Source organism: Pseudoduganella buxea (genome assembly GCF_009720835.1).
Lineage (GTDB): Bacteria > Pseudomonadota > Gammaproteobacteria > Burkholderiales > Burkholderiaceae_D > Rugamonas > Rugamonas buxea.
The window spans coordinates 24,668-47,935 of sequence record NZ_WNKZ01000025.1 but is presented as its reverse complement, the minus strand read 5'-3'; the positions used below and the strand labels follow the sequence as shown (position 1 = coordinate 47,935).

At 62.7% G+C, this 23,268-nt stretch carries 19 protein-coding genes; 12 read left to right on the top strand and 7 right to left on the bottom strand.

From position 1 onward, the window contains the following. The first annotated feature begins 37 nt into the window (after window positions 1-37). From GM672_RS11085 to glpK, 4 genes are all read left to right on the top strand, one after another. Window positions 38-862 carry a carbohydrate ABC transporter permease gene (locus GM672_RS11085; protein ID WP_155470592.1) on the top strand — a complete coding sequence of 275 codons (825 nt, stop codon included), beginning with the start codon at window positions 38-40 and terminating at the stop codon, window positions 860-862. Between the two features lie 2 nt (window positions 863-864). Further along, window positions 865-1,149, top strand: coding sequence for a DUF2160 domain-containing protein (locus tag GM672_RS11080; RefSeq protein ID WP_155470591.1), 285 nt, complete (start codon window positions 865-867; stop codon window positions 1,147-1,149). 115 nt (window positions 1,150-1,264) lie between these two features. After that, complete coding sequence (locus GM672_RS11075; protein ID WP_371867056.1) at window positions 1,265-2,956, top strand: ABC transporter substrate-binding protein; 1,692 nt, start codon at window positions 1,265-1,267, stop codon at window positions 2,954-2,956. Between the two features lie 88 nt (window positions 2,957-3,044). Next, entirely contained in the window at window positions 3,045-4,544 is a 1,500-nt protein-coding gene (glpK, locus tag GM672_RS11070; RefSeq protein WP_155470589.1) for a glycerol kinase GlpK, read from the top strand. Window positions 4,545-4,767: 223 nt separating this feature from the next. Here the strand turns inward: glpK and GM672_RS11065 are convergent, their stop codons facing one another. Further along, entirely contained in the window at window positions 4,768-5,433 is a 666-nt protein-coding gene (locus GM672_RS11065; RefSeq protein WP_229427748.1) for an alpha/beta fold hydrolase, read from the bottom strand. 167 nt (window positions 5,434-5,600) lie between these two features. Between GM672_RS11065 and GM672_RS29730 the strand changes: the two genes are divergently transcribed. Continuing rightward, a complete protein-coding gene (locus GM672_RS29730) occupies window positions 5,601-5,831 on the top strand; it encodes a hypothetical protein (protein ID WP_229417683.1) in 231 nt (76 codons plus the stop codon). A gap of 88 nt (window positions 5,832-5,919) precedes the next feature. Here GM672_RS29730 and GM672_RS11055 read toward each other — a convergent pair whose 3' ends face one another. Then, window positions 5,920-6,429 carry a T6SS effector amidase Tae4 family protein gene (locus GM672_RS11055; RefSeq protein ID WP_155470588.1) on the bottom strand — a complete coding sequence of 170 codons (510 nt, stop codon included), beginning with the start codon at window positions 6,427-6,429 and terminating at the stop codon, window positions 5,920-5,922. After that, window positions 6,426-7,037: a Rap1a/Tai family immunity protein gene (locus tag GM672_RS11050; RefSeq protein ID WP_155470587.1), complete on the bottom strand. Its 612-nt coding sequence runs from the start codon at window positions 7,035-7,037 to the stop codon at window positions 6,426-6,428. The genes GM672_RS11055 and GM672_RS11050 overlap by 4 nt, the downstream gene beginning before the upstream one ends. On the opposite strand from GM672_RS11050, the gene GM672_RS11045 reads away from it, so the two are divergent. The 6 genes from GM672_RS11045 to GM672_RS11020 all read left to right on the top strand — a co-directional run bounded on the left by GM672_RS11045 (window position 7,036) and on the right by GM672_RS11020 (window position 13,680). Further along, window positions 7,036-9,162, top strand: a complete 2,127-nt coding sequence (locus GM672_RS11045) for a type VI secretion system Vgr family protein (RefSeq protein WP_229417678.1) — start codon at window positions 7,036-7,038, stop codon at window positions 9,160-9,162. The genes GM672_RS11050 and GM672_RS11045 overlap by 2 nt on opposite strands. A gap of 11 nt (window positions 9,163-9,173) precedes the next feature. Further along, window positions 9,174-10,649: a DUF2169 family type VI secretion system accessory protein gene (locus tag GM672_RS11040; RefSeq protein ID WP_155470585.1), complete on the top strand. Its 1,476-nt coding sequence runs from the start codon at window positions 9,174-9,176 to the stop codon at window positions 10,647-10,649. Further along, entirely contained in the window at window positions 10,642-11,259 is a 618-nt protein-coding gene (locus GM672_RS11035; protein ID WP_155470584.1) for a DUF4150 domain-containing protein, read from the top strand. Before GM672_RS11040 ends, GM672_RS11035 begins: the two co-directional genes overlap by 8 nt. Window positions 11,260-11,262: 3 nt before the next feature. Next, window positions 11,263-12,018: a hypothetical protein gene (locus GM672_RS11030; protein WP_155470583.1), complete on the top strand. Its 756-nt coding sequence runs from the start codon at window positions 11,263-11,265 to the stop codon at window positions 12,016-12,018. Continuing rightward, on the top strand, window positions 12,019-12,522 hold the full coding sequence (locus tag GM672_RS11025) for a hypothetical protein (RefSeq protein ID WP_155470582.1): 504 nt from the start codon (window positions 12,019-12,021) through the stop codon (window positions 12,520-12,522). A 105-nt stretch (window positions 12,523-12,627) separates the two neighbouring features. Continuing rightward, window positions 12,628-13,680, top strand: a complete 1,053-nt coding sequence (locus GM672_RS11020) for a hypothetical protein (protein WP_155470581.1) — start codon at window positions 12,628-12,630, stop codon at window positions 13,678-13,680. Window positions 13,681-13,853: 173 nt separating this feature from the next. On the opposite strand, the gene GM672_RS11015 is transcribed toward GM672_RS11020, so the two are convergent. The 4 genes from GM672_RS11015 to GM672_RS11000 form a co-directional block, all read right to left on the bottom strand. Then, on the bottom strand, window positions 13,854-15,215 hold the full coding sequence (locus GM672_RS11015; RefSeq protein ID WP_155470610.1) for a sigma-54-dependent transcriptional regulator: 1,362 nt from the start codon (window positions 15,213-15,215) through the stop codon (window positions 13,854-13,856). 1 nt (window position 15,216) lies between these two features. Further along, the gene (locus tag GM672_RS11010) at window positions 15,217-17,001 is read right to left on the bottom strand and encodes a sensor histidine kinase (RefSeq protein WP_229427749.1); all 1,785 of its coding nucleotides are present in this window, start codon (window positions 16,999-17,001) and stop codon (window positions 15,217-15,219) included. 128 nt (window positions 17,002-17,129) lie between these two features. Next, window positions 17,130-18,128 (bottom strand): porin, encoded by a 999-nt coding sequence (locus GM672_RS11005; protein WP_155470579.1) that lies wholly within the window; start codon window positions 18,126-18,128, stop codon window positions 17,130-17,132. A gap of 38 nt (window positions 18,129-18,166) precedes the next feature. Next, window positions 18,167-19,441 (bottom strand): dicarboxylate/amino acid:cation symporter, encoded by a 1,275-nt coding sequence (locus GM672_RS11000; protein WP_155470578.1) that lies wholly within the window; start codon window positions 19,439-19,441, stop codon window positions 18,167-18,169. Between the two features lie 701 nt (window positions 19,442-20,142). On the opposite strand from GM672_RS11000, the gene GM672_RS10995 reads away from it, so the two are divergent. Next, window positions 20,143-23,268 (top strand): TonB-dependent receptor, encoded by a 3,126-nt coding sequence (locus GM672_RS10995; protein ID WP_155470577.1) that lies wholly within the window; start codon window positions 20,143-20,145, stop codon window positions 23,266-23,268.

Here is a 23,268-nt window from a genome sequence, read left to right as displayed (position 1 = left end):
CGCGGCCGTCGGCTCCCCGATCCAGCGGAGCGCCCCGATGAGCCAGGCAATCGTCAAGAACAACCGCATCCCGCGTGGCGTGATGATGGTGCTGTACGTGATCTTCACGCTGGTGCCGTTGTACTGGATGCTCAACACGTCGCTCAAGACCAACGAGGAAACGCTGTCCGTTTTCACCTTGTGGCCCCGGAACCTCACCTGGGACAACTACAGGACGATCTTCACCGACCCGTCCTGGTACAACGGCTACATCAACTCGATGATCTATGTGGCGCTCAACACCACGTTCTCGCTGCTGGTCGCGCTGCCGGCCGCCTACGGCTTCTCGCGCTACCGCTTCCTGGGGGACAAGCACATGTTCTTCTGGCTGCTGACGAACCGCATGACGCCGCCGGCCGTGTTCCTGCTGCCGTTCTTCCAGCTGTATTCGACGGTGGGCCTGATGGACACGCACATCGCCGTGGCGCTGGCGCACATGCTGTTCAACGTGCCGCTGGCCGTGTGGATCCTGGAAGGCTTCATGTCCGGCATCTCGCGCGAGATCGATGAAACGGCGTATATCGACGGCTACTCGTTCCCGCGCTTCTTCCTGCAGATATTCCTGCCGCTGATCAAGGCGGGCGTCGGCGTGACCGCCTTCTTCTGCTTCATGTTCAGCTGGGTGGAGCTGCTGCTGGCGCGCACCCTGACATCCGTGGACGCCAAGCCGATCAGCGCGATCATGACGCGCACCGTGTCGGCCGCGGGCATGGACTGGGGCGTGCTGGCCGCCGCCGGTGTGCTGACGCTGGTGCCGGGGATGCTGGTCATCTGGTTCGTACGCAATCATATTGCCAAAGGTTTCGCGATGGGGAGGGTGTGACGATGGAGTGGTCATTTGCATGGATGGCGTGGACGATGCCGGTGGCCGTCTTCTTCGGCTGCATCGCGCTGATGCTGGCGGGGATGACGGTTCTTGAACTGCGTTGGCCAACAGTCGAACGCAAAGGCTTTCTGCCGATGCGCACGACACGTGGCGACCGCCTGTTCATCGGGCTGTTGACGGCCGCGTATATCAACCTGGCATGGGTCGGCTTCACGGACCTGAGCCAGTGGATCGGCACGGCGCTGGGGTTTGCCGCGATGGCGATCATCATGGTGAAAGCGTAGGCAAAAAGTAGTACCGGTTTTTCCGAAAAGACGACAACAAAAACATGGAGAAGACATGATTCAAACTAAGCAAGCGGTATTCAAGCCTGGCGTCATCGCAATCGCCGTTGCCGTGATGGCCATGAGCGGCAATGCGCTGGCCGACAGCAAGTCGGCCGAAAAATGGGTCGACAGCGAATTCAAACCCAGTACCCTTGACCGCGCGCAGCAGCTGAAGGAAATGAACTGGTTCATCGATGCCGCCGCCAAGCTCAAGGCCAAGGGCGTCAAGGAAATCCACGTGGTGTCCGAGTCGCTCGACACGCACGTGTATGAATCGAAAGTGCTGGCCAAGGCCTTCGAGGAAATCACCGGCATCAAGGTCGTGCACGACGTGATCCAGGAGGGCGACCTGGTGGAGAAGTTGCAGACCTCGATGCAGTCGGGTAAATCGATCTATGACGGCTGGGTCAACGACTCGGACCTGATCGGCACCCACTACCGCTATGGCCAGACCGTCGTGCTGACCGACTACATGGCCGGTCCCGGCAAGGAGTTCACCAATCCCGGTCTGGACCTGAAGGACTTCATCGGCACCAGCTTCACCACGGCGCCGGACGGCAAACTGTATCAGCTGCCCGACCAGCAGTTCGCCAACCTGTACTGGTTCCGCGCCGACTGGTTCGCGCGCAAGGACCTGCAGGCCAAGTTCAAGGCCAAGTACGGCTACGACCTGGGCGTGCCGCAGAACTGGTCGGCGTATGAAGACATCGCCAGCTTCTTCACCAACGACGTCAAGGAACTCGATGGCAAGAAGGTATTCGGCCATATGGACTACGGCAAGAAGGACCCGTCGCTGGGCTGGCGCTTCACCGATGCGTGGCTGTCGATGGCCGGCGCCGCCGACAAGGGCCTGCCGAACGGCCTGCCGGTGGACGAATGGGGCATCCGCGTGGCGGCCGACAAGTGCACGCCAGTGGGCGCATCGGTGGCGCGTGGCGGGGCGACCAACTCGCCGGCCGCAGTGTACGCGCTGACCAAATACCTGGACTGGATGAAGAAGTACGCGCCGCCGCAGGCCCTGGGCATGACGTTCTCGGAATCGGGTCCCGTGCCGTCGCAGGGCCATATCGCCCAGCAGATCTTCTGGTACACCGGCTTCACCGCCAGCATGACAAAGGCCGGCCTGCCGGTCGTGAATGCCGACGGCTCGCCGAAATGGCGCATGGCGCCTGGCCCGCACGGCCCGTACTGGAAAGAGGGCATGCAGAACGGTTACCAGGATGTCGGCTCGTGGACTTACCTGAAGAGCACTCCGCCTGACCGCCTGGCGGGCGCGTGGCTGTATGGCCAGTTCGTCACGTCGAAAACCGTGTCGCTGAAAAAATCGATCGTCGGCCTGACCTTCATCCGCGATTCCGACATCCGCTCGAAGGCGATGACGGACATGGCGCCGAAGCTGGGCGGCCTGGTCGAGTTCTACCGTAGCCCGGCGCGCGTGGCATGGACGCCGACCGGCAACAACGTGCCGGATTATCCGAAACTGGCGCAGCTGTGGTGGAAGAACGTGTCCACGGCGATCTCCGGCGAGAAAACGCCGCAGGGCGCGATGGACAATCTGGCCGACGAAATGGACAAGATCCTCGGTCGTTTGCAGCGCGCCGGCATGGCGAAGTGCGCACCGAAGCTGAACGACAAGAAGGATCCGGCGACGATGCTGACCAATAATGCCGCACCATGGGCCAAGGTCGCCAACGAAAAGCCGAAGGGTGAGACGATCCCTTACGACCAGTTGCTGAAAGCCTGGCAGGCCGGCAAGGTACGCTGATCGCTGTATCACGCCGCTGTACCCCTCGCGCGGCGTATTCGTTCCGGATGCGCCGCGCGTTTCGTTTCATTTTGGAGCAGGATCACACATGGCCTACTTACTGGCTCTGGACCAGGGCACCTCGAGTTCGCGCAGCATCGTGTTTCGCGATGGCGCAGTGGTGGCCACGGCCCAACAGGAATTCACGCAGATCTTCCCGCAGCCCGGCTGGGTCGAGCACGATCCCGACGAGTTATGGCGCAGCCAGCTGGCCACCGCCCGCGAGGTGCTGGTCAAGGCCGGCCTGAAGGCGGGCGACATCGCCGCGCTGGGCATCACCAACCAGCGCGAAACGACCGTCGTATGGGAACGCGCCACCGGCCGTCCGATTTTCAATGCCATCGTCTGGCAGGACCGGCGCACCGAGGCGCTGTGCCAGCAACTGCGGACCGATGGCCTGGCGGACAAGATCCGCGCCAAGACGGGCCTTGTGCTGGACCCGTATTTTTCGGCCACCAAGCTGAAATGGATCCTCGATAACGTCGACGGGGCGCGGGCCCGCGCCGAGCGCGGCGAACTGGCGTTCGGCACCGTCGACTCATGGCTGGCGTGGAATCTGACGGGCGGACGCGAACACGTCACGGACGTCAGCAACGCAGCCCGCACGATGCTGTGGAATATCCATGAGCGCTGCTGGGATGCCGAGCTGCTGGCGTGGCTCGAGATTCCCGCCGAACTGCTGCCCGAGGTACACCCGTCCAGCCACCTGTTTGGCATGACCCAGGCGCAGTGGCTGGGCGCGGAAGTCTGCATCGGCGGCATCGCCGGCGACCAGCAGGCCGCGCTGTTCGGCCAGGCCTGCTTCCAGCCCGGCATGGCCAAGAACACGTATGGCACCGGGTGCTTCATGCTGCTCAACACGGGCAGCGAGTGCGCCACATCGAACAATGGCCTGATCAGCACCGCCGCGTGCGAAGCCAATGGCCTGCACCAGTATGCGCTGGAAGGCAGCGTTTTCATTGGCGGCGCCGTGGTGCAGTGGCTGCGCGACGGCCTGAAGGCCATCAAGCAGGCCAACGAGATCGAAGCGCTGGCCGCCTCGGTGCCGGATGCCGGCGGCGTGGTGTTCGTGCCGTCGTTCACGGGACTGGGCGCACCGTACTGGGTGCCGTCCGCGAAGGGTGCGATGTTCGGCCTGTCGCGCGGCACCACGGTTGCCCACATCGCCCGGGCGGCATTGGAGTCGATCGCGTTCCAGAGCGCCGCGCTGCTGCAGGCGATGCAACGCGACGCGGCCGCGCCCATCACGGAATTGCGCGTGGACGGTGGCGCCTGCGCCAATTCGCTGCTGCTGCAGTTCCAGGCTGATTTGCTCGGCATTCCCGTCGTGCGGCCGGTGGTTACGGAGACCACGGCACTGGGCGCGGCCAGCCTCGCCGGCCTGGCCGCGGGGGTCCACCACGGCACCGACGACCTGGCCGCGCAGTGGCGCGTGGACCGCGTCTTCGAACCGGCTACTGACCGGGATGAAGCGATGCGCCGGGTGCAGGGGTGGGAGCATGCGGTGACGCAGTTGCGGTCGGGGTGTGTCGAACCGGCCGTCGGCTAGGGAAGCGCTGATTTGTTGCTGGTGGATGAGATTCGTCTTGAAAACGTGTCCGGCAAGACGCAAATGCCCTGTCATACCGGGGTATGGCGGGGCATTTGCGGCGCAGTTGGGCGCGTTTTCTCATGGCGAAGATCGCCGCCATGAATAAATCAGCGGTTCCCTAGTAGCGGCTTACGTCGGCGTGACGGAAGGCGCATCGAAAGAACTGCTGCGCGTTGCATTTTCAGCCTTGATCCAGCTGGATCTCGCGATTGCCGGGCCGGTCGAGCAAGGCCTGGTCCACCACCCAGTTGTCGGGACTGATCCGGCTGGTATCGCTGACACCATCCGTGTACTGGAACTTCGTCAGCTCCAGCGTCACGAGATGGGCCAGCGCCTCGCGCTTGTCCAGCGATTTGATCGGATCCCAGAATGCGGCCAGCCCTTCCGTGTAGGCATTGCCGTTCTGGACGATCAATGCCTGCACCCGCTCGGGGTGCTTCAGTGCCAGCCGATAACCAATCGGCGCGCCGTAGTCCATCACGTACATGCTGTATTTCGTCAGGTCCAGAGCGACCGTCAGCTTCTCGATCACGTCCGCCAGGTTGTCGAACGTGTAGTCGAATCCGGACCGGTCGGGTGAATCGCTCTGGCCATAGCCGGGATAATCCGGTGCGATCACACGGTACCGGTCGGCCAGCAGGGGGATCAGGTTGCGGAACATATGGGACGACGTGGGGAAGCCGTGCAACAGCAGCAGCACCGGCGCGTCGGCAGGGCCGGCCTCGCGGTAGAACACGTTCACGCCGTCGATGTTCACCTTGTTATAGTGAATGACGGGGACCACCAGGGCGGGCCGCTCCAAAGGGCGTTGGCGATCAATCTGGTCAATCGAATCAGGTCGGTTCACGGTTTTCTCCAGCAGGTCAGGGTTTATCGGGCACACCGAAACGGTGTCTGATTGCTACTGTATTCGCCGTCGCAAGGATTGTCGCGTTAAGGGAGGTTAAGAGGGGTTAAGCTGAAAACGCCGGTTCCATGCGCAGTGGAAGGACGGAATGAAAGCCGATCTCGCTCATGCCACGACGTTGGGAAGCGGCAGTGGGCCTGGCGGTAAGGCATTACGGTGCCAAGCCCGAATCTCCTCGACACGGCTGGCAGGTGTCGAACCGGATCATCCACGAGGTCCGGGGATTGAACCCGGCGGTGTATGACATTTTGGGCAAGCCGCCGGCGAGGTTCGAGCGAATGTTTGACGAGCGGCTGGCGCTGGCAGCCTTTGCCCGATGGATGAGAGAAAGCCCCTGATTATGAGAGAAAGCCCCTGAGGTGCTGTTTTACATACATGAGGTCCGCTTTTCTGTTGTCCCGTATACCGACGGCACGGCGGCAGGGCTCAGGGAAGCGGCCAGAACCAGATCTTCTTGTCGCTGCCGAAATAGCAGGTGTTCGCACACTCTTCGAATCCCGGCCAGCGGGGCATGAGCAGGTCAATGTGACCTTGGGCGGCGCCCGCCGAAAGCATCTCGCCGAAGAAGAACGAGACAACTCCCTGCTGCAGGGTGAGCGCATCGACCGCTTCGGCGTTTACCGCGAAACTCTGCGGCGGACCCCACAACTCCACCAGGTGCTCCGAAAGCTTGCGCATGCCCGGTTCGATGCGCCTGCCGGCGAATGGACCCTTGTTGAATTTCAGGCCGCCCTTGCGCAACACAACTCCGGCTTTTGTCAGCGCGTAGCTCATCCGGATCGCACAAGTGTTTTCATAGGCGGGATCGTGCATCAGCGCTTCGATGCCGATCTCCTCGAACAGCATCTCGCGCGATACCACTTTGCGCGATGGAAATGCCTCCCGCACAGCCGCGAAGGAGGGGCGACGTGCGATACCGCGTTGGCTTCTGCTCATTGCTTGTCTTTCGGATCGCCGGTGCAGGGATAGCGACGGCGTAACTCGGCAAGGACCAGGGGCGCGGCGTTTCCGCTCAGTTCCGCGGCCCGGTGGCGCTTTTTCAGGGCATGCACAATCTCATAATTGAGCTCATCTGGCAGCATGGCACGCTTGAAGCACCAGATAATGCCCTGGGTCCCATCCTTTATGCCGGCCAGGTAATAGTGGGCCCGATCACTCTCCCGATAGTCGCTGTCCGAAACGGGCTCGGTGGTCAGCTTTTGCACAAGCTCGGTCCCTGTCATCGTGTTGAACGGATAAACGTACGGCGTTTCCGCCGCCGTTCCGTTCAGGCACCACGACTGGCCCCCGAAGACGAGGACGGCGATCTTGCACAGGCTTGCGGCGGCTTTGTATTCCATGGCGATGTCCGTTGTATGACATGTAAACTCGGTGGAGTACTGCAGGGATTTCATCGTTCCTGCATCATATTCGAACCTTAACTTTATCACTTTGGTAATTTTTTGACTATAATGTTCACTTGCTGCTGTCGGCTCGGCGCGGTTCGCCGGCTGACAGAGGATCCCTAGACCGTCATTACTGCACCGGCTTACCACCATGCCCATGAACGTTGTCCTCGAGTTGTTCGACAAAATGCGACAGAACAACCGCCTGCTGCGCCTGAACTTCCCCAATGAAGACGGCCCCGCGTCCACGCTGCTGGCGAGCCGGATGGAGGCAAAGGAAGCGTTATCGCGGGATTTTCGCTTTGTCGTCGAGGTCCTTTCCAACGAAGAGAACATCGAGCTTAAGGACGTTCTCGGGAAAATGGTCACGGTCGAACTCGTGCGCGAGGATGGCAGCCTGCGGTATTTCAACGGCTACGTATTCGAGTTCCGTCGTGACTACACCGATGGCGCGTTCGTCTACTACACCATGGTCCTGGGCCCGTGGCTGGCCTACCTGAAGCTCAGGCGCGACAATTATCTGTTCCATAACCTCTCGCTCGCCGACCAGACCGACGAGATATTCCGGGATTATTCCGTCCGGTCGTCGGAATTTCGCATAGCCGGGGCGGACCCGGAAATGACGTTCGCGTGCCAGTACGGCGAAACCGACTACAACTACCTGCATCGACGCTGGGAATCCCTCGGGTGGTACTACTGGTACGAGCACACGGCCACAGGGCACACGCTGATCCTGTCCGACGACTCCACTGTCGCGCCGCCCATCGACGGGGCGCGCGAGGACATTCCATTCCAGCGCGAAGCGGGCAGCCTGGAGGACGACGGCCTTGGAGACTGGACGCCGATCCGGCGCCTGGTGCCCTCGTCAGTGGCGTTGTCCAGTTTCGACTTCAAGAAGCCGCGCAGTGTCACCGTTGACGTGCCGACGCTGAACGTGCAGGGGGATGTCCTCCCGGTCGAAATCTACGAGTACGCCGGCGCCTACGGTTTCCCCGACCTGGCGCGAGGCGAAGCGCAAGCGAAGCTGCGCATGGAGGAAATCGAGTCCAACGGTAAATGTTTCCAGGGCCATGGGAACGATCGCACTGTGCAGGCCGGCCGGTCCTTCGAACTGACGGAGCACTTCGATGCAGTCGAGGCGAATGACCAGCGCTTCCTGATCATCGAGGCAAACCACACCGCAAGCAACAATTACCAGGACGCGGACTCGGGGACATCCGTGTATGCCAACCGGATCGTGTGCAGCCGCGTCCGGGTCCCGTGGCGCCCATCACGCGGCTTGAACAGTATCGAACCGAAGATTCACGGACTACAGACAGCCCTGGTCGTTGGACCCGCTGGCGAAGAGATCTACACGGACGAATACGGTCGCGTGAGAGTCCAGTTCCACTGGGATCGGGCGGGAAAGAACGACGACCGCAGTTCCGCGTGGGTGCGCGTGGCAACGCCGTGGGCCGGCGCCAATTTCGGCATGACGACCATCCCGCGCATCGGCAGCGAGGTGATCGTCCAGTTTTTGGACGGAAATCCCGACAGGCCTTTGATCACCGGCATGCTGCCCAACGCCGACACCATGCCGCCCTGGCCACTGCCTGCCAGCAAGACTCAGAGCGGCATCCTGTCCCGCTCGACGCCGGGCGGTAGCTACGACCACGCCAACGCGATCCGGTTCGAGGACGCCAAGGGCAGGGAGCAGCTGTGGCTGCACGCGGAAAAAGACCAGTTGACCGAAGTCGAGCACGACGAGGACAAGTGGGTCGGCAACGACCGCCGCAAGACGATCGATCGGGACGAGACGTCCCATATCAAGCGCGACCGCACGGAGACGGTCGATAACGACGAAAAGATCACGGTCCACAACAATCGCACGGAACGGGTGGATGTTCACGAGAACATCAGTATCGGTGGCAACCGGGTCAAGAGCGTCGAGCGCAACGAGAAGGACGATATCGGCAAGAACTGGTCGACCTACGTCGGCAGGTTCAAGACCGAGACCGTGGGCATGGGCTATATGCAGAACGTGGGGATGGGCCGGATCGAGAACGTCGGCCTGGCCTACAGCCTGAACGTCGGCGCCATGATGACGACCCTGGTCGGCGCCAGCCAGATCACCAAGGTCGGGCAGAAGATATCCATCAGCGCCGGGGACGAACTGTCCATCACGGTCGGCAAATCCCGACTGATTATGAAATCCGACGGCACCGTTATCATCAACGGCAGCCAGTTCAGTTTCGAAGCGAGCGGTCCCGTGCAAATTTCCGGCAAAGACGTGGATATCAACTAGGGCGACCACCGGTGGATTTCCGCAACCATACGCCGTTCCCCGCGCTTGCATTCGAAGGCATCGATCAGTTCGACCGTGCATTTCATGTCTTCGTCTTGCGCCAGACCCTGACGTGGGGTGCGGACGGCCTGCTGGTCTATGCGGAAGAGCAGGAGCCCTTGTGCGAAGTGGACGAGTACTTCGGCGCCCTCAACGAGAGCAGCGTTCGTCAGGAGTCGGACCTGTGCCATTACAAACCGAAGTGCGATGTGATCGTCAACGCCATGGCCCACGCGCCGGCTGGCACTTCGCCGCAGCGCTTCGATGTCCGGCTGGTCCTCAGCAGGCCCGATACGGCGGCGACGCTGCCGCCCAGACCGCAGGGCCTGAACCAGTTTGTCGAGCCCGATACGGCTGCGCTCGTGAAATGGCAGGAAGCGGTCGCTCACGCTCAGCAACATCCGGTGCAGGGACGACGGCTGATCGACAAGACACTGACCGTTACTGGTGAACGCGAACTGCTACGGACAGCATGGCCGATCCGCGTCCTCGCGAGCGTGGCGCAGGCTTGCACCCTGGGCTTGTTCAAGCCACGCGTCTGGCGGCTGACAGCACCGCAGCCGTTCTCGTCCGTGCCCCTCCGGTACGAGTACGCCTTCGGGGGAGAATGTCGCATCCGGCACAACGAGCCTGGCGCGAAACGCTTGCACGACAAGGAGCGTATTCCTGTATCGGCGCGCGCGGCAAACGATGCCGTCGTTGCGCCGGACCCGCAGGCCCCGGCGGCGCTGGAGGCATTCGAAAGCAACGCCGTGGGCCGCGGTTATGCGGCGCCCTGGTTCCTGCGGGCGGCGCGAGTCGAGCGCATTCCCGCGCCGCGGATCGAGCCGGCAGGTCAGCCCTTCACGGCGGCTAAATTCTGCATGATGCAGAAGACGGAAAATCACGGGCCGGAGGCAGTGTCCGCCATTCTGGCCGGCTTCGGCGTGCGCACAAAAGGGCATCCGCAGCGGCGTGCGCTGTGCGGGACGATCGATCAGCGCTTCGTCGAGGGTAATGCCTGGCTGCCGGAGGACTTCGACTTCGGCGTCTGGAACGCCGCGCCGCCTGATCAGCAGACCGACTTCCTGCAAGGCGACGAATATGTCGAGCTGACCAACCTGTGCGCGCCCGGTAGCGCGGGATCCGGCAGCAGGGGCGGCGATACCGTAGTGCGGCTGCAACTGCCGGGTCACTCGTGCACGCTGCTGGTGCGAATGAAAAACGGGACCATGTTCTTTCATACGATGAAGATCGACACAGTGATCATCGAACCGGACGGCCGCAAGGTCAGCGTTGTCTGGCGCGCGGTCCTGGAAAAAACGCCCGAGATCAGGGCAGTAGACGTCAATTTACACAAGCAGTTCGAGGCGGACTTCACCCGTCACCTCGACAAGGAACTGGACAACATGGCCGTCGAGGACCTGCTCGCGTCATTGACGGTGCCGCTGGAGGACCACCATGGGTAAGATCGGCGCCCGCCGCAACAGTATCCTGAAGGCAGTGTGTACGGCACCGTCGTTCAACAAGACCCCTGTCGGGGCGAGCACGCCACCCCTGCCATACGCGACCACCCAGGATCTATCGAACAGCGTTTCGATCACGCCGACGGTGCGCTTCAATGGCGACCCGGCCTATGTACTGGATCGTACGCAGCAGCCGAATTGCCGAGGCGATGACCCTGGCGTCGCCAAGGGAGTCAAGTCCAATACGGTCAACGGCTATGTCAAGCCTACGGGCGCCGCGAGCCATTTTCGTGCCGAGGGGAAGTATGTCGTACGGCAGGGCGATCCGAACGTGATGAACGGGGGAAATAACCCTGGCATCTATATCACGGCGCAGGTACCTTCCGCGGCGGGCGGCGTGGCCGCAGCGGCAGGCTCCGACGACAGTAGTCCGCCGGTCCAGGCAGAAACACCGGAGGAGGCGGCTTTCCTGGCTGCCCAAGGCGATGCACTGGTTCCTTCGCTGGGTGCGTACGCGGAAACGGGAAAGCTGCTAGGTATGGCGGCCGTCGCCAGGAAAGCGGGTATCCAGGCCGCGCCGTGCGCCGAATTCATCCCTGGGAAAAAGGGTTAGACGATGCCAGTGTTTGTCCTTGCCGTCCCGGCAGCGGCCGAGCTGATCGGCGCAGGCCTGCTTGCGCTGCGCGCGGCCATTATTGCCAATCGGGCCCGCGTGGCCTATCAGGCGGCCCAGGCGGCCCGGCTGGCGGCGCAGGCTGCGCGAGCAGCCGAGCTTGCCGAAAAGGCCGCCGAAGCTGCCCAGGCGCAAGCGCAGGCCAAGGAGAAAGAGGAGTCTGCCGCGAAGACGGGGACGACCACCGTAGTCGGCAAGAAAAAACTCGATTGTGGCGAGGACGGCAGCTACGGAGACCTCCAAAAAAAGTCCGGCGACAACAAGTTCGATCGCGACCATATTCCGTCGAAGGCCGCACTGCAGGAGGCGGCAAGGGATATGATCGCCGAGGCGGGCATAACATTGAGCGAAGGCGCCGAGAAAGCACTGTTCGGCGACAATGGGGCAATTTCGAAGGCCGGCAAAACAATCGCAACGCCGAAGGCTGATCACAAGAATCACAGCCGTACCTACGGCCATCGGAACACGCCGAAGCAAGTCTCCCAGGATGCCCAAGACCTCCAGAAGGCCGCGGAAAAAGACCTCGATGCGATCGAAGAGGCGATGGATGATGAAGACACGGAAAAGGAGATGGATCCGGAGTGCCTGGAGAAGTACAAGAAGGCTGCGGACAAGATCCGCAAGAAAACCCATGCAGAATATCTCGACGACTTGAAGAAATTGATCAAGGACGCGATCAAAAACAACCCGAGGAAATAAATGAAAATTAACGAAGTCGTCCAATTTTTTGGATTGCCCGCGCAAAACACCGAATTCGATGCCTACCTGACGGCGCACGGAATATCCCATCGGCCAGTCTTCAAGGAAACGCCTGTCGACAGGATCAGCGTAAAGGAGAAAGGCATCTCGCTGGGGTTCGACACGGACCGTCACTACCTCAAGTTCTACGGTCCGCTTCTCGACACGGGCGACATGGTCCTCACGTCGGTGCAGGCGTACGGCGCTGTTAACGACAGTGGTTTCTCGGAATATCCGGATGCACTGCCGTATGGCTTGACATTCAGATCGACGTTGGACGAAGCCGTCAGGATTTTTGGAGAGCCCACATTGAATCATCCTTCCGGTCCAAATCGCGTGTACGCGTGGTATAACCACCAGGGCACCACGATCGGACTCTGCTTCCTGCCGGACAACCAGGGAATTTCCTTCATCGACCTGTCGAAGGCGAAGATGAAAGCCCCGGTTCCGCTGGATTGGGACTGACCCTGCCGGGCTTCCATCGCTGCCCAGGTCGAACACGAACCAGGGCAACCCTGCGTGCTGGCCGATCGGTACCCTATCGGGCGCAGGGCGGTGCGGGGCCGGATCGTGAAGAGCCGAATCAATAGTGAATACAAGATGACTTCCAGTGCTGCCACCCACGCCAATCTGTTCCTGTCGCACCTGGGACTGCCTCTGGCATCGATCGACCAGTCCGTCTTTCGATATGCTGACGCGCCTGACTTCGAGATGCCGGAGCATTCTCCCATCGGTGGGATATTCTTCAAGGAACAAGGATTTTCTATCACGTTCTGCCCGCCGGATTTTTACCACGCGAACGATCTGCTCATCACCCAGCCTCCCATCATCACCAATGTGCAGCTATACGCCGGCGAAAGCTACTACGGCCACAACAGGTACGAAGGCGAACTTCCATTCGGTATTTCGTTCAGCGACATGCGCGACGACGTGATCGGCAAGCTTGGTCCGGGAGTCTGGCAGTTCCCGCTGGTCGCGCCATTCAGGCTCGAGCGCTTCGATTTGCCTGATCGCTGGATTCTCGTGAAATACGCCGATGGGAATGCGGGGATCAGCGTTATTCAGGTGGGATTGAAGCCCAAAAAAGCAAAGGCGACGGTACTGCCACGAATCGTACAACCCGACATTCATGCCCTGCAAGCGCGGCTGACGCATCGCTGGGACACCGTGCGGGCGGATGATCGGTTCACCGGGATTGACCTCTCGGGTTTTTCCGCGCCGGCCGCGGGCGAAGATTGCCCGCATGAGATCGACGCATTGGCGACCCACGGCGTCGAATTGTATTTCCGTCAGTCGAACGCGACGTCCACTCCCGAGGCGGTATTGTCCGGTGCGCGCTATATTCGCAAGGGCCTGTACTGGTCGAGCGGATTCGACGGTGAGCTACCGAAAGGTATTTGCTTCGACGATACGCCGGAGCGCGTCCTGCAGAAGGTCGGCGTTTATCCCGTCACCGGAAAAGCCAATACGTTGAGCGGCTACTACGTCTGGAATCTGCCCGAGTTCCTGCTGCATGTGGGCTTCAGCGTAATGGAACAACGTGTTAATCGGGTATATATTGCCGCCCACTCCTACTATTCGCAGTCGCTATTGGACTCGCCCTTGCTCGAGCAGCCGACCTAGGCAGGGCAAGGTCGCGCTCAGCAACTTGCAGGCACCCAGCAAGTCCTGGTGCAAATTGGTTCGTGTTCTCGGATGGACGGTTTCACATGCGTTGCAAGGCGCGCTCGCGCCGCGCGGGGGGCAATGCGGTCACGGCCGGCCGCAATGCCCTGCGCGACCCAATCGAAGCGGCGCTACCGGAACTCCTCCGCCACCACCCCATACTTCTGCATCTTGTGATACATGGTCTGCTTGGGCAGGCCCAGCGCCGTGCAGGCCGCGCTGACATTGCCGTCGGCGTTGCGCAAGGCCAGTTCGATCAGCGCGCGCTCGAAGGTGTTGACCTGGTCGGCCAGCGAGGACTGTCCTGTCCCGAGAGCGTCGCCGGCGGCGCCGTTGGTAGGAACGCCGGGCAGGGCGCCACTCAGGCCCAGCACGTAGCGGTCGGCCGCGTTGCGCAGCTCGCGCACGTTGCCCGGCCAGTCGTGCCGCATCAGCGCCTGCATGTGCGCGGCGGGTACGGCCGGGACCTCGCGCCGGTAGCGGCGCGCCGCGTCCAGCATGAAATGCTCGAACAGCAGCGCGATGTCCTCGCGCCGCTCGCGCAGGGGCGGGATCTGCAGCACGATCAGGTTCAGGCGGTAGTACAGGTCGGCACGGAACTGGCCCTTGTCCGACAATTCCTTCAGGTCCGCCTTGGCCGCCGCGATCACCCGCACGTCCACCGGTAGCGGCTGGTGTGAGCCCAGGCGTTCGATATAGCGTTCCTGCAGCACGCGCAGCAGCTTGACCTGCATGGCCAGCGGCAGGCTCTCGATTTCGTCCAGGAACAGCGTACCCCCGGAAGCGTGCTCGATCTTGCCTACCTGGCGCTTGCCAGCACCCGTGAACGCGCCCGCCTCATGGCCGAACAGTTCGCTCTCGAAGATCGTCTCGGGTATCGCGCCGCAGTTGATGGCCACGTAAGGATGGCTGGCGCGTTCGCTGAACTCGTGCAGGCAGCGCGCCACCAGTTCCTTGCCGGTGCCCGTTTCGCCATACACCAGCACGTCGGCTGGCTGGCTTGCCACCGCCAGGATCAGGCGACGCAGTTCACGCATGGCCGGCGCGTTGCCGAGCAGCGCGGCGTCGATGCCCTGGCTGTGCGCCAGGCGCTGGCGCAGCTCGAGCACTTCCAGCTGCAGGCGGCGCTTGTCGACGGCGCGCCGCACCACGTCGGCCAGTTGTTCGGACGAGTAGGGCTTTTCAATGAAGTCGTAGGCGCCGTCATGCATCGCCTGGACCGCCATCGCGATGTCGCCATGGCCGGTGACGAGGATGACCGGCAGGGCGGGGTCGATGGCGCGCGCGGCGGCCAGCAGTTCCAGCCCGCTCATGCCGGGCAGCCGCACGTCGCTTACCAGCACGGCGCGGCAGTGCGCGTGCAGCAGGGCGAGCGCCGGTTCCGCGCTGTCGAAACCACGCACGGCAAAGCCGGCCAGGTCGAGCGCCTGGACGCTGCCCTCGCGCACGGCGGCATCGTCCTCGACGAGGATGACGTCGATCATTGCTTCCATTTCATTCATGATGTTTTTCCAGCGATGCCTTGTTAAGTTCGATGATGAAGCAGGCACCGGCTTCAAGCCGCTCTGCCCGCAGGCTACCACCGAAGTCGCGGATGATCTGTTCCGAGATGGCCAGGCCCAGCCCCAGGCCTTCGCCTTGCGGTTTGGTCGTGAAGAAGGGCTCGAACAGGCGGGCATGCGCTTCGTCGGACAGGCCGGGACCGCTGTCGCGCACGCGGATCTGCACCGATGCCGGCGTCTGGGTCGCGCTCACCGACAGTTCGCGGTGCACGTCACGCGCCAAAGTGCCCAGCGCATCCAGCGCATTGCTCATCAGGTTCAGCAGCACCTGTTCCAGCCGGTTGCTGTCGCACAGCGCGTACATGTCGTCCTGGCCGATATCGAGCGTGAACCTAACCTTGTCCAGCTCGATGCGGCGTTCCACCAGTACCAGCGCATTGGCAATCGCCGTGTGGATGGACGCGGGCGCCAGCCCGGCGCTGGACTTGCGCGCGAAGCTTTTCAGCTTGCCCGTTATGCCGCCCATGCGCGCCACGATCTGCGAGATCCGCGCCAGGTTCTGCCTGGCTTCCTCCAGGCGCCCACGCTCGAACAGCAGCAGGGCGTTGTCGGACATGGTGCGCAGCGCGGTCAGCGGCTGGTTCAGTTCATGCGTGATGCTGGCCGACATCTGGCCCAGCACCGCCATCTTGCCGGCCTGGTACAGCTCGTTTTGCGTGCGGTGCAGTTGCAGCTCGGCCTGGCGCCGCACTGCCGCTTCCTCGCTCAGGCTTTGCGTGGTGCGCGCCAGGCTGGCGGTGCGCTCGGCCACCATCCGCTCCAGGTTGGCGTAGGCATCCTGCAATTGTTTCCTCGCTAGCAGACGCTGGCGCACGAACAGGAACAGCAGCAGCAGGAAGCCGTAGGCCGTGCAGACGAACAGGGCGGCGACGCGGGCGCTGGCGCGCGCCTGGCTGAGGTCCGACAGGTAAATGAAGGTCCAGTTGCGTGGCGCCAGGGAGCGTGTCTGCGCCAGCAGGTGCTGCGCACTGCCGTCGAGGGCGACCACGCGCGTGCCATCGTCGCGCTCCTCCACGTCGCGCAAGGGCAGCGGCGGCAGGGGCAGGCGTTGATACTGGCGCGTTTGTTCCAGGCGGGCGCGTACGCTGTCGGGCAGGGGCCGCACGGCATGGTACTTCCAGGCTGGCGCGGAGGACAGGAACACGACGCCGTTGGCATCGGCCAGCATCACCTTGTCCGCGCCCTGCACCCAGCCGCGCTGCTGCTCCTCGATATTTACCTTCGCCACCGCCACACCCAGCATCCGGCCGTCGCGGTAGACGCCGCGTGCGTAGAAGTAACCCGGCTCGCCGCTGGTGGTCCCCACGCCGTAGAAGCCGCTCGGGCGGCCGCGCAGCGCGTCCTGAAGATAGGGCCGGAAGCGGATATTGTCGCCGACGAAGCTGTCCTTTTGCCGCCAGTTGCTTGCTGCCAAGGTGTTGCCCCGCAGGTCGACGATATAGATGATGCGCGATCCGGCCTGCCGGCTCAGGCGCTCCAGATAGAGGTTGACCTCCCGCCGGCGTGCGGCATCCGCCGGGTGCTCCAGCAGCGCCAGCACGTCCTTGTCCAGTTCCAGCATGTGCGGCAGGAAGTCGTATTTGTCGAGCAGGTTTTCCAGGCTGGCCGCGTAGACCTCGAGGCGCTGCGCGCCGGCGGCACGCAACCGCTCCGTGCTGATGCTCGCCGTCCACCAGTAGGCGGCGCAGGCCAGTGCCACGCCCACTGCCAGCGCCACGCACCACCCAAGATGGGGCCAATAGGGCCAATGGCGCCAATGCGGCCGAAAGGAGGCTGCCTGGTTGGCTGGACCGGCTATGGTTTCGGGCGGGGCTGGCATCATGGCCACTATAGCAAATCCCCGGCCTAGAACACGTGGCGCAATCCCAGGTTGAAGGCGGCGTTGCCGCTGCCGTCGTTGCTGGCATTGCCGACCGTGAAGGTGGCGCCGTTGTCGTTGCGGATGTGGCCGTAAGCCGTGTACAGGTCGCTGCGACGCGAAAGTGTGTACAGGTAGCCGACGGCGAACTGCCGCGCATCGCGCCGTGCGGCCGTGCGGTCCTCATGACGGATGGCGGAGACCAGCACGCGGTGCGGACCGGTCTTGTAGGCCAGCCCGAGCAAGGCATCATGGCTGCCGGCACCGCCCAGGCTGCGGGTGCGCACGAAGGCCGCGTGGGCAGTGACAGCGCCCACCGTGTAGCGCGCCGCCAGCAGCGAGTTGCGGACATGGTCCGGCAGCATGGCATCCTCGCGGCGATGGTGCGCCAGCACCACGGCGAATGGGCCGGGTGCGTAGCTCAGCGCACCGCTCAATACGCGCTTGCGGCTGCGCGTGGTCGCATCGTTGCCCGGCACTTCACCGGCGCCATAGGTCACCTCGGCCGACCATCCGGCGACCGTGGGCGTGCCGTAAATGACCGAATTGTCGACACGGCTGTTGCCGGCGATGATGTTCATGGCCTGGCCGGCGAAGCCGTCGCAGAATGGATCGGCCACGTCGCGCAAGCCCTTGTAGTACGACGACAGCTGGCGGCCCGCGCTCACGCTGCCGAACGCGCCGCTCAAGCCCACCCAGGCCTGGCGGCCGAACATGACGCCGCCCTGGCCGGACTTGCCGGTATCGACGTTGAAGCCGCTCTCGACCACGAAGTCCGCCGACAGGCCGCCACCCAGGTCTTCCGTGCCCTTGAACCCCAGCCGCGAGCCGGAGCCGACGCCGCTGCTGAGATCCGTACGGCTGCCGGCCGGGCCGCCGCGTTCCAGCACGAGGCCGGCGTCCAGCACGCCGTAGATATTGATGTGCGATTGTGCGTGGGCGGCCACGCTGGCCAGTGCCAGCGCGGCGGTCAATGCGTATTTCATGGAATCTCCGTATTGTTCTTGAATTGATGAGGCCAGCTTCACGCCGCGTGGACGTGACGGTGTTCGTCGGGCAGCGGGGTGCTCTCCTCCAGCGCGCCTTCCCACTTCGCCACCACGGCGGTGGCCACGGCATTGCCGACGGCGTTGGTGGCCGACCGGCCCATGTCGAGGAACTGGTCCACGCCCATCAGCAGCAGCAGCCCGGCTTCTGGAATGTGGAACTGGGTCAGGGTGGCGGCGATCACCACCAGCGAAGCGCGTGGCACGCCCGCCATGCCTTTGGAGGTCAGCATCAGCAGCAGCAGCATGGTGATCTGCGTGCCCATCGACAGGTCGATGCCGTAGGCCTGGGCGATGAACAGCACGGCGAAGGTGCAGTACATCATCGAGCCGTCCAGGTTGAACGAATAGCCCATCGGCAGCACGAAGCTGGAGATGCGGCGTTGCACGCCGAACTTGTCCAGCGCCACCAGCAGCTTGGGATACGCCGCTTCCGAACTGGCGGTGGAGAAGGCCAGCAGGAATGGTTCGCGGATCAGGCCGATCAGGCGGAACACGCGCGGCCCCAGCACGAGGAAGCCCGCGCCGATCAGCAGCGCCCACAGGCAGAACAGGCCCAGGTAGAAGCCGCCCATGAACTTGGCGAACGTGGCCAGGATGCCCAGGCCGTTGGTCGTGACGACCGATGCCATCGCGGCAAACACCGCCAACGGCGCCATCGTCATGATGCTGCCGGTAATGCGCAACATCACCTGCGCCAGCTCATCGACGACGGCCACCAGGCGCTTGCCCGATTCGCCCAGCGCCCCGAGCGCGGAGCCGAAGAAGATGGAGAACACCAGCACTTGCAGGATCTCGTTGTTGGCCATCGCCTCGATCGGCGACTTGGGCACCACGTGCGTGATGAAGTCCTTCAAGGTGAAAGCGGCGGTCTTCAGGCCCGTGCTGGCATCGGCGGCAGGCAACGGCAAGCCGAGGTTCGTGCCGAGCTGGAGCAGGTTGGACAGCGCCATGCCCAGCGCCAGCGATACCAGCGAAGCGAGCAGGAACCAGGCGAACGCTTTCGCGCCGATGCGGCCGGCCGCCTTGCCGTCCGCCAGGTTGGCGATGCCGATGGTCAAGGTGGAGAACACCAGCAGCGCGATGATCATCTTGATCAGCCGGAGGAAGATATCCGTCACCAGCGAAATGTGGGCGGAAATCTCCGTGGTGATCGTTTTGTCGGGAAAGACGGTGTGGCAGGCATAGCCGACCGCAATACCGAGCAGCATCGCGATCAGGATATATAAGGTGAGGGGGCGCTTCTTCTGCATTGCAGTCTCCATTTTTTATAGAAACCGCGGTGAGCCACCGCGGAGTGGCTCCTTAATAGCAAGTGCTGTGCCTGGTTTGGTGAAAATGCTAAGTAACTGAATTTGTTGAAGTTCTTCTAATGTTCGGCGGCGATTTGTCCAAGGACTTGGACTTTGACGTTTTGAGCATTCCAAGTATTTGGACATGCCAGTCACGGGCGCATGCCCGGCCGGCATACGGAACGTGCCGGGAATGCTCGCGCGCTCCGGCAGGTGCCCGGCGAGTCATGCGGCGCCGGCCATCTCCGACACGAGAATCCTCGCCCAGGCGGCAAAGTCATGTGCACTGCCTGCACTACAGGCCAGTCCAATATTTTCCCGTTCAGCGATCGACCTTGCTGCTTGCAGCCGCACGCAAAAAGCCGCGCAAAAGAGTAGCTAGCGCTATCAATCGGTGCGTGTTTACTAAATTTCACTAAACACCCGGGAATTGAACAAGTTGCCGTGCCGAGCTGACTTGCTTCGGTTAAGTTCCACATCATGGGATGCGCTGGTCCCGCATAATGCCGCGCGAATTGCGTGTTTAGTAAATCGACGGCGGCCTGTTTATCTCATGGACGTTACCGGGGAGCGCGAGCGCGCATCTCTTTTCGGACGATGGCTGATGCCGGGCGCCGCGCCTTACAAAAAAAGCCCGCAAAGGGCACGATCAGGAGACATGTATGAGCTTTGAAAGCCATTTCGTTGGACAGAAATTCCGTTGCCGCGCGACGCCGATCGCCGTGGCGGTCGGCATTGCGTTGCTGTCGCTTTCCACGGCGCAGGCGCAGACTGCGTCAATCGAGGACCAGTCCGGGCAGGGCGCGGACGCGGCCCCCGTATCGAAGGTCGTCGTCAGCGGCTACCGCTATGCGATCGAGAAAAGCCTGGACCAGAAACGCGATGCAAATTCCATCGTCGAAGTCATCACGGCCGAGGATGTGGGTAAATTCCCCGACAAGAACGTGGCCGATGCGCTGCAGCGCGTGCCGGGCGTGGTGGTGACGCGCAGCGGCGGCGAAGGCAAGAATGTCAGCGTGCGCGGTCTGTCGTCCGAATTGACCTTGACCCAGTTGAACGGCAATTACGTGGCGACGGCCGAATCGAATGGCGATCCTTCGCGTTCGTTCAACTACATGCTGATGCCGGCGAATATGCTGTCCAGCGCGGAGTTGTACAAGACGCCGGAAGCGCGCCTCGACGAAGGCGGCATCGGCGGTACCGTGATCCTGCGCACGCGCCGGCCGCTGGACATGAAGCCGAATTCCGGCTTCGTCAATATGGAAGGCACGTGGGCCGACACGACAAAGAAGACGGACCCGCAGTTCTCCGGCCAGTATTCATGGCATGACGAGAGCAAGCGCTTCGGCATCCTGGTGGGCTTCACCCAGCAGAAGCGCACGACGCGGACGATGGGCGCCAGCACGGAAAACTGGCAGTGGTATGCGGACGACTACGATACCCATCCCGCCACGGATATCCATGGCAAGGAGTCGGACCTGACGTCCTACTGGTGGGGCCAGTCGGGCTTTTACGACCAGTCCGGCAAGTACTACACGAACTTCATGATGCCCACCTCGGTCAACCTCAATGTCAGGACCGAGAAGCGCGAACGCAAGGGCGGACAGCTGACCCTGCAGTTCAAGCCCCTGCGCAACCTGAACATGACGGCGAACTACTTCCGTTTCGACCTGTCGCAAACTTCCCAAACCAACTCGCTGAAGGTACCGGAATGGAGCATCGCCCGCTATAACGGCGACGGCAACTGGCCGGGCGGGCGCCTGCTCGACGGCTTGACGTTCGACCCCAGCAAGACCATCGTCACGGGCGCCCAATACAGTGCGCACCCGGGCAAGGCTTATTATTGCAACGCCGACCAGGCAGCAGCCGGGGGCTTGACCAATACGGGCGGCTTCGGTCCGGACGACTGCACGATTCCCACGCCGCAAATTGCCGGCAATTACAGCCGCGAGAAGGCGCTGTCGCAGACGGCCGATATCGAAATCGAATGGCGCGGCAAATCGCTGGACGCCACGTTCAAGGCGGGGCGCACCTGGGCCAAGGGCGGCCCGGAAATGCAGTTCGGCATGCCGATCAAGCCGCGCATGCAGAATGCCGACGGCAGCTGGTCGCTGGGGAATACCGCCACGTCCTGGGACGTGACGGGGACGCCGACGATGACTTTCGCGCCGGACCTGATGGCCAACCTGGGCAAGGGCATCGGCGAAATCGACCTGGGTTCGACGTCCTCCTCGTGGACCCGCAACAGCACGAAGCAGAATTACGCGCAGGCCGACTTCACGTGGCATGCGGACAGCAAATGGCTGGACTCGCTGCAATTCGGCGGCAAATACCGCGACGGCGGCACCCACCGCAGCACGGGCAATAACTACTGGGCCTGCAAGGGCCTGGACGCCGGCAATTACGATAACCGCTACCAGAACGGTTGCGATGCGTCGGCCAATAAATTTCGCCCCGAGTTCCTCTACGCCCAGTCGCTGGGCAATATCACGGGCGGCATCAGGGCCAGCGCCTTCCCCGCCATCGATTACCCGGCCTATATCGCCTACCTGGGCCAGACTTATGGCGCCATGCAAACGCGTAACGAGGACAACTTCATCTTCAATGTCGACGAGAAGATTTCGTCCTTCTACCTGCAGGCCAATATCAAGGCGGACCGCCTGCGCGGCAACGTCGGCCTGCGCGTGGCGCGCACCCGCCAGCACGCGGACTCGACGGACCAGGTCGATTACTACAAGGACTACTTCTTCAACGGCCCGGACGGCAAGCCGGCGCCATGCCAGGCCGGTGGCTTGCCCGCCGCCGGCGCGCCGGCCGGTTCCGGCTGCACCAGCGGCTTTACGGTCGTGCCGGACAGCAAAACCAACCCGGCCTCCGGGCACGTATCGTCCTACGTTGTCAGCGCGCTGGACCGCAGCTACACGGACGTCCTTCCCAGCTTCAACCTGGCCTACGACCTGAGCGACACCCTGCTGCTGCGCGCGGCCGCCTCGAAGGTGGTGGCGCGGCCCAGCTATGGCGACATCGCCGCGCCTGGCAGCCTGAACTACTACAGCCAGGAATACGTCAACGACCGCCGGCTCATCGGTGGCGGCGACCAGCAGGGCTGGTTCGGCTCGGGCAGCAACAAGGACCTGGAGCCCTACCAGGCCACGCAGTACGACCTGGGCCTGGAGTGGTATTTCCAGCGCGGTTCCGTGCTGGGCATGGGCCTGTTCCGCAAGAACGTCAGCAACTTCTCCGTGCCGGTGGTGCGCGACACGTCGCTGAACGTGGGCGGCGAGACCGTCACCCTTCAGAACTATTCGACCAGTGCCGGCGGGCGCGATGCCGTGTCGCAGGGTGTCGAACTGTACGCGCAGCACACGCTGGCGTCCGGACTGGGCTTCCAGGTCAACTACACGTACAACAAGACCAACCAGGCCGCCATCACCCTGGCGGACGGTACGGAGATCGGCAAGTCGCCGCTGGTGGGCAGCGCCAAGAGCCAGGCCAACCTGACCGTGTTCTACTCGACGGACCGCTACATGCTGCGCGCGTCCTACAACCGCCGCGGCGAGGTGGTGAACGGCCTCGTCAACGGCTTGAACGTGTACGACGAACCGTATGCGCAGATCGACCTGAACGCGGCCTTCAACATCACGAAGGAGCTGAGCCTGACGGCTTCCGTGCTGAACGTGACGCGGGAAGAAACGCGCGCCCACCTGGGCAACGACACGGAGAACCGCTTCTATTCGAACGGCTATGCGGGCCGCGTCGGCTATGTCGGCTTGAACTACAAGTTCTAA

Bases quoted from the DNA above. Each gene is read 5' to 3' on its own strand.
- GM672_RS11085 (WP_155470592.1), top strand. From the start codon at position 38: ATGAGCCAGGCAATCGTCAAGAACAACCGCATCCCGCGTGGCGTGATG.
- GM672_RS11080 (WP_155470591.1), top strand. From the start codon at position 865: ATGGAGTGGTCATTTGCATGGATGGCGTGGACGATGCCGGTGGCCGTC.
- GM672_RS11075 (WP_371867056.1), top strand. From the start codon at position 1,265: ATGGCCATGAGCGGCAATGCGCTGGCCGACAGCAAGTCGGCCGAAAAA.
- glpK (WP_155470589.1), top strand. From the start codon at position 3,045: ATGGCCTACTTACTGGCTCTGGACCAGGGCACCTCGAGTTCGCGCAGC.
- GM672_RS29730 (WP_229417683.1), top strand. From the start codon at position 5,601: ATGCCACGACGTTGGGAAGCGGCAGTGGGCCTGGCGGTAAGGCATTAC.
- GM672_RS11055 (WP_155470588.1), bottom strand. From the start codon at position 6,429: ATGAGCAGAAGCCAACGCGGTATCGCACGTCGCCCCTCCTTCGCGGCT.
- GM672_RS11045 (WP_229417678.1), top strand. From the start codon at position 7,036: ATGAACGTTGTCCTCGAGTTGTTCGACAAAATGCGACAGAACAACCGC.
- GM672_RS11050 (WP_155470587.1), bottom strand. From the start codon at position 7,037: ATGGGCATGGTGGTAAGCCGGTGCAGTAATGACGGTCTAGGGATCCTC.
- GM672_RS11035 (WP_155470584.1), top strand. From the start codon at position 10,642: ATGGGTAAGATCGGCGCCCGCCGCAACAGTATCCTGAAGGCAGTGTGT.
- GM672_RS11030 (WP_155470583.1), top strand. From the start codon at position 11,263: ATGCCAGTGTTTGTCCTTGCCGTCCCGGCAGCGGCCGAGCTGATCGGC.
- GM672_RS11025 (WP_155470582.1), top strand. From the start codon at position 12,019: ATGAAAATTAACGAAGTCGTCCAATTTTTTGGATTGCCCGCGCAAAAC.
- GM672_RS11015 (WP_155470610.1), bottom strand. From the start codon at position 15,215: ATGGAAGCAATGATCGACGTCATCCTCGTCGAGGACGATGCCGCCGTG.
- GM672_RS11005 (WP_155470579.1), bottom strand. From the start codon at position 18,128: ATGAAATACGCATTGACCGCCGCGCTGGCACTGGCCAGCGTGGCCGCC.
- GM672_RS11000 (WP_155470578.1), bottom strand. From the start codon at position 19,441: ATGCAGAAGAAGCGCCCCCTCACCTTATATATCCTGATCGCGATGCTG.
- GM672_RS10995 (WP_155470577.1), top strand. From the start codon at position 20,143: ATGAGCTTTGAAAGCCATTTCGTTGGACAGAAATTCCGTTGCCGCGCG.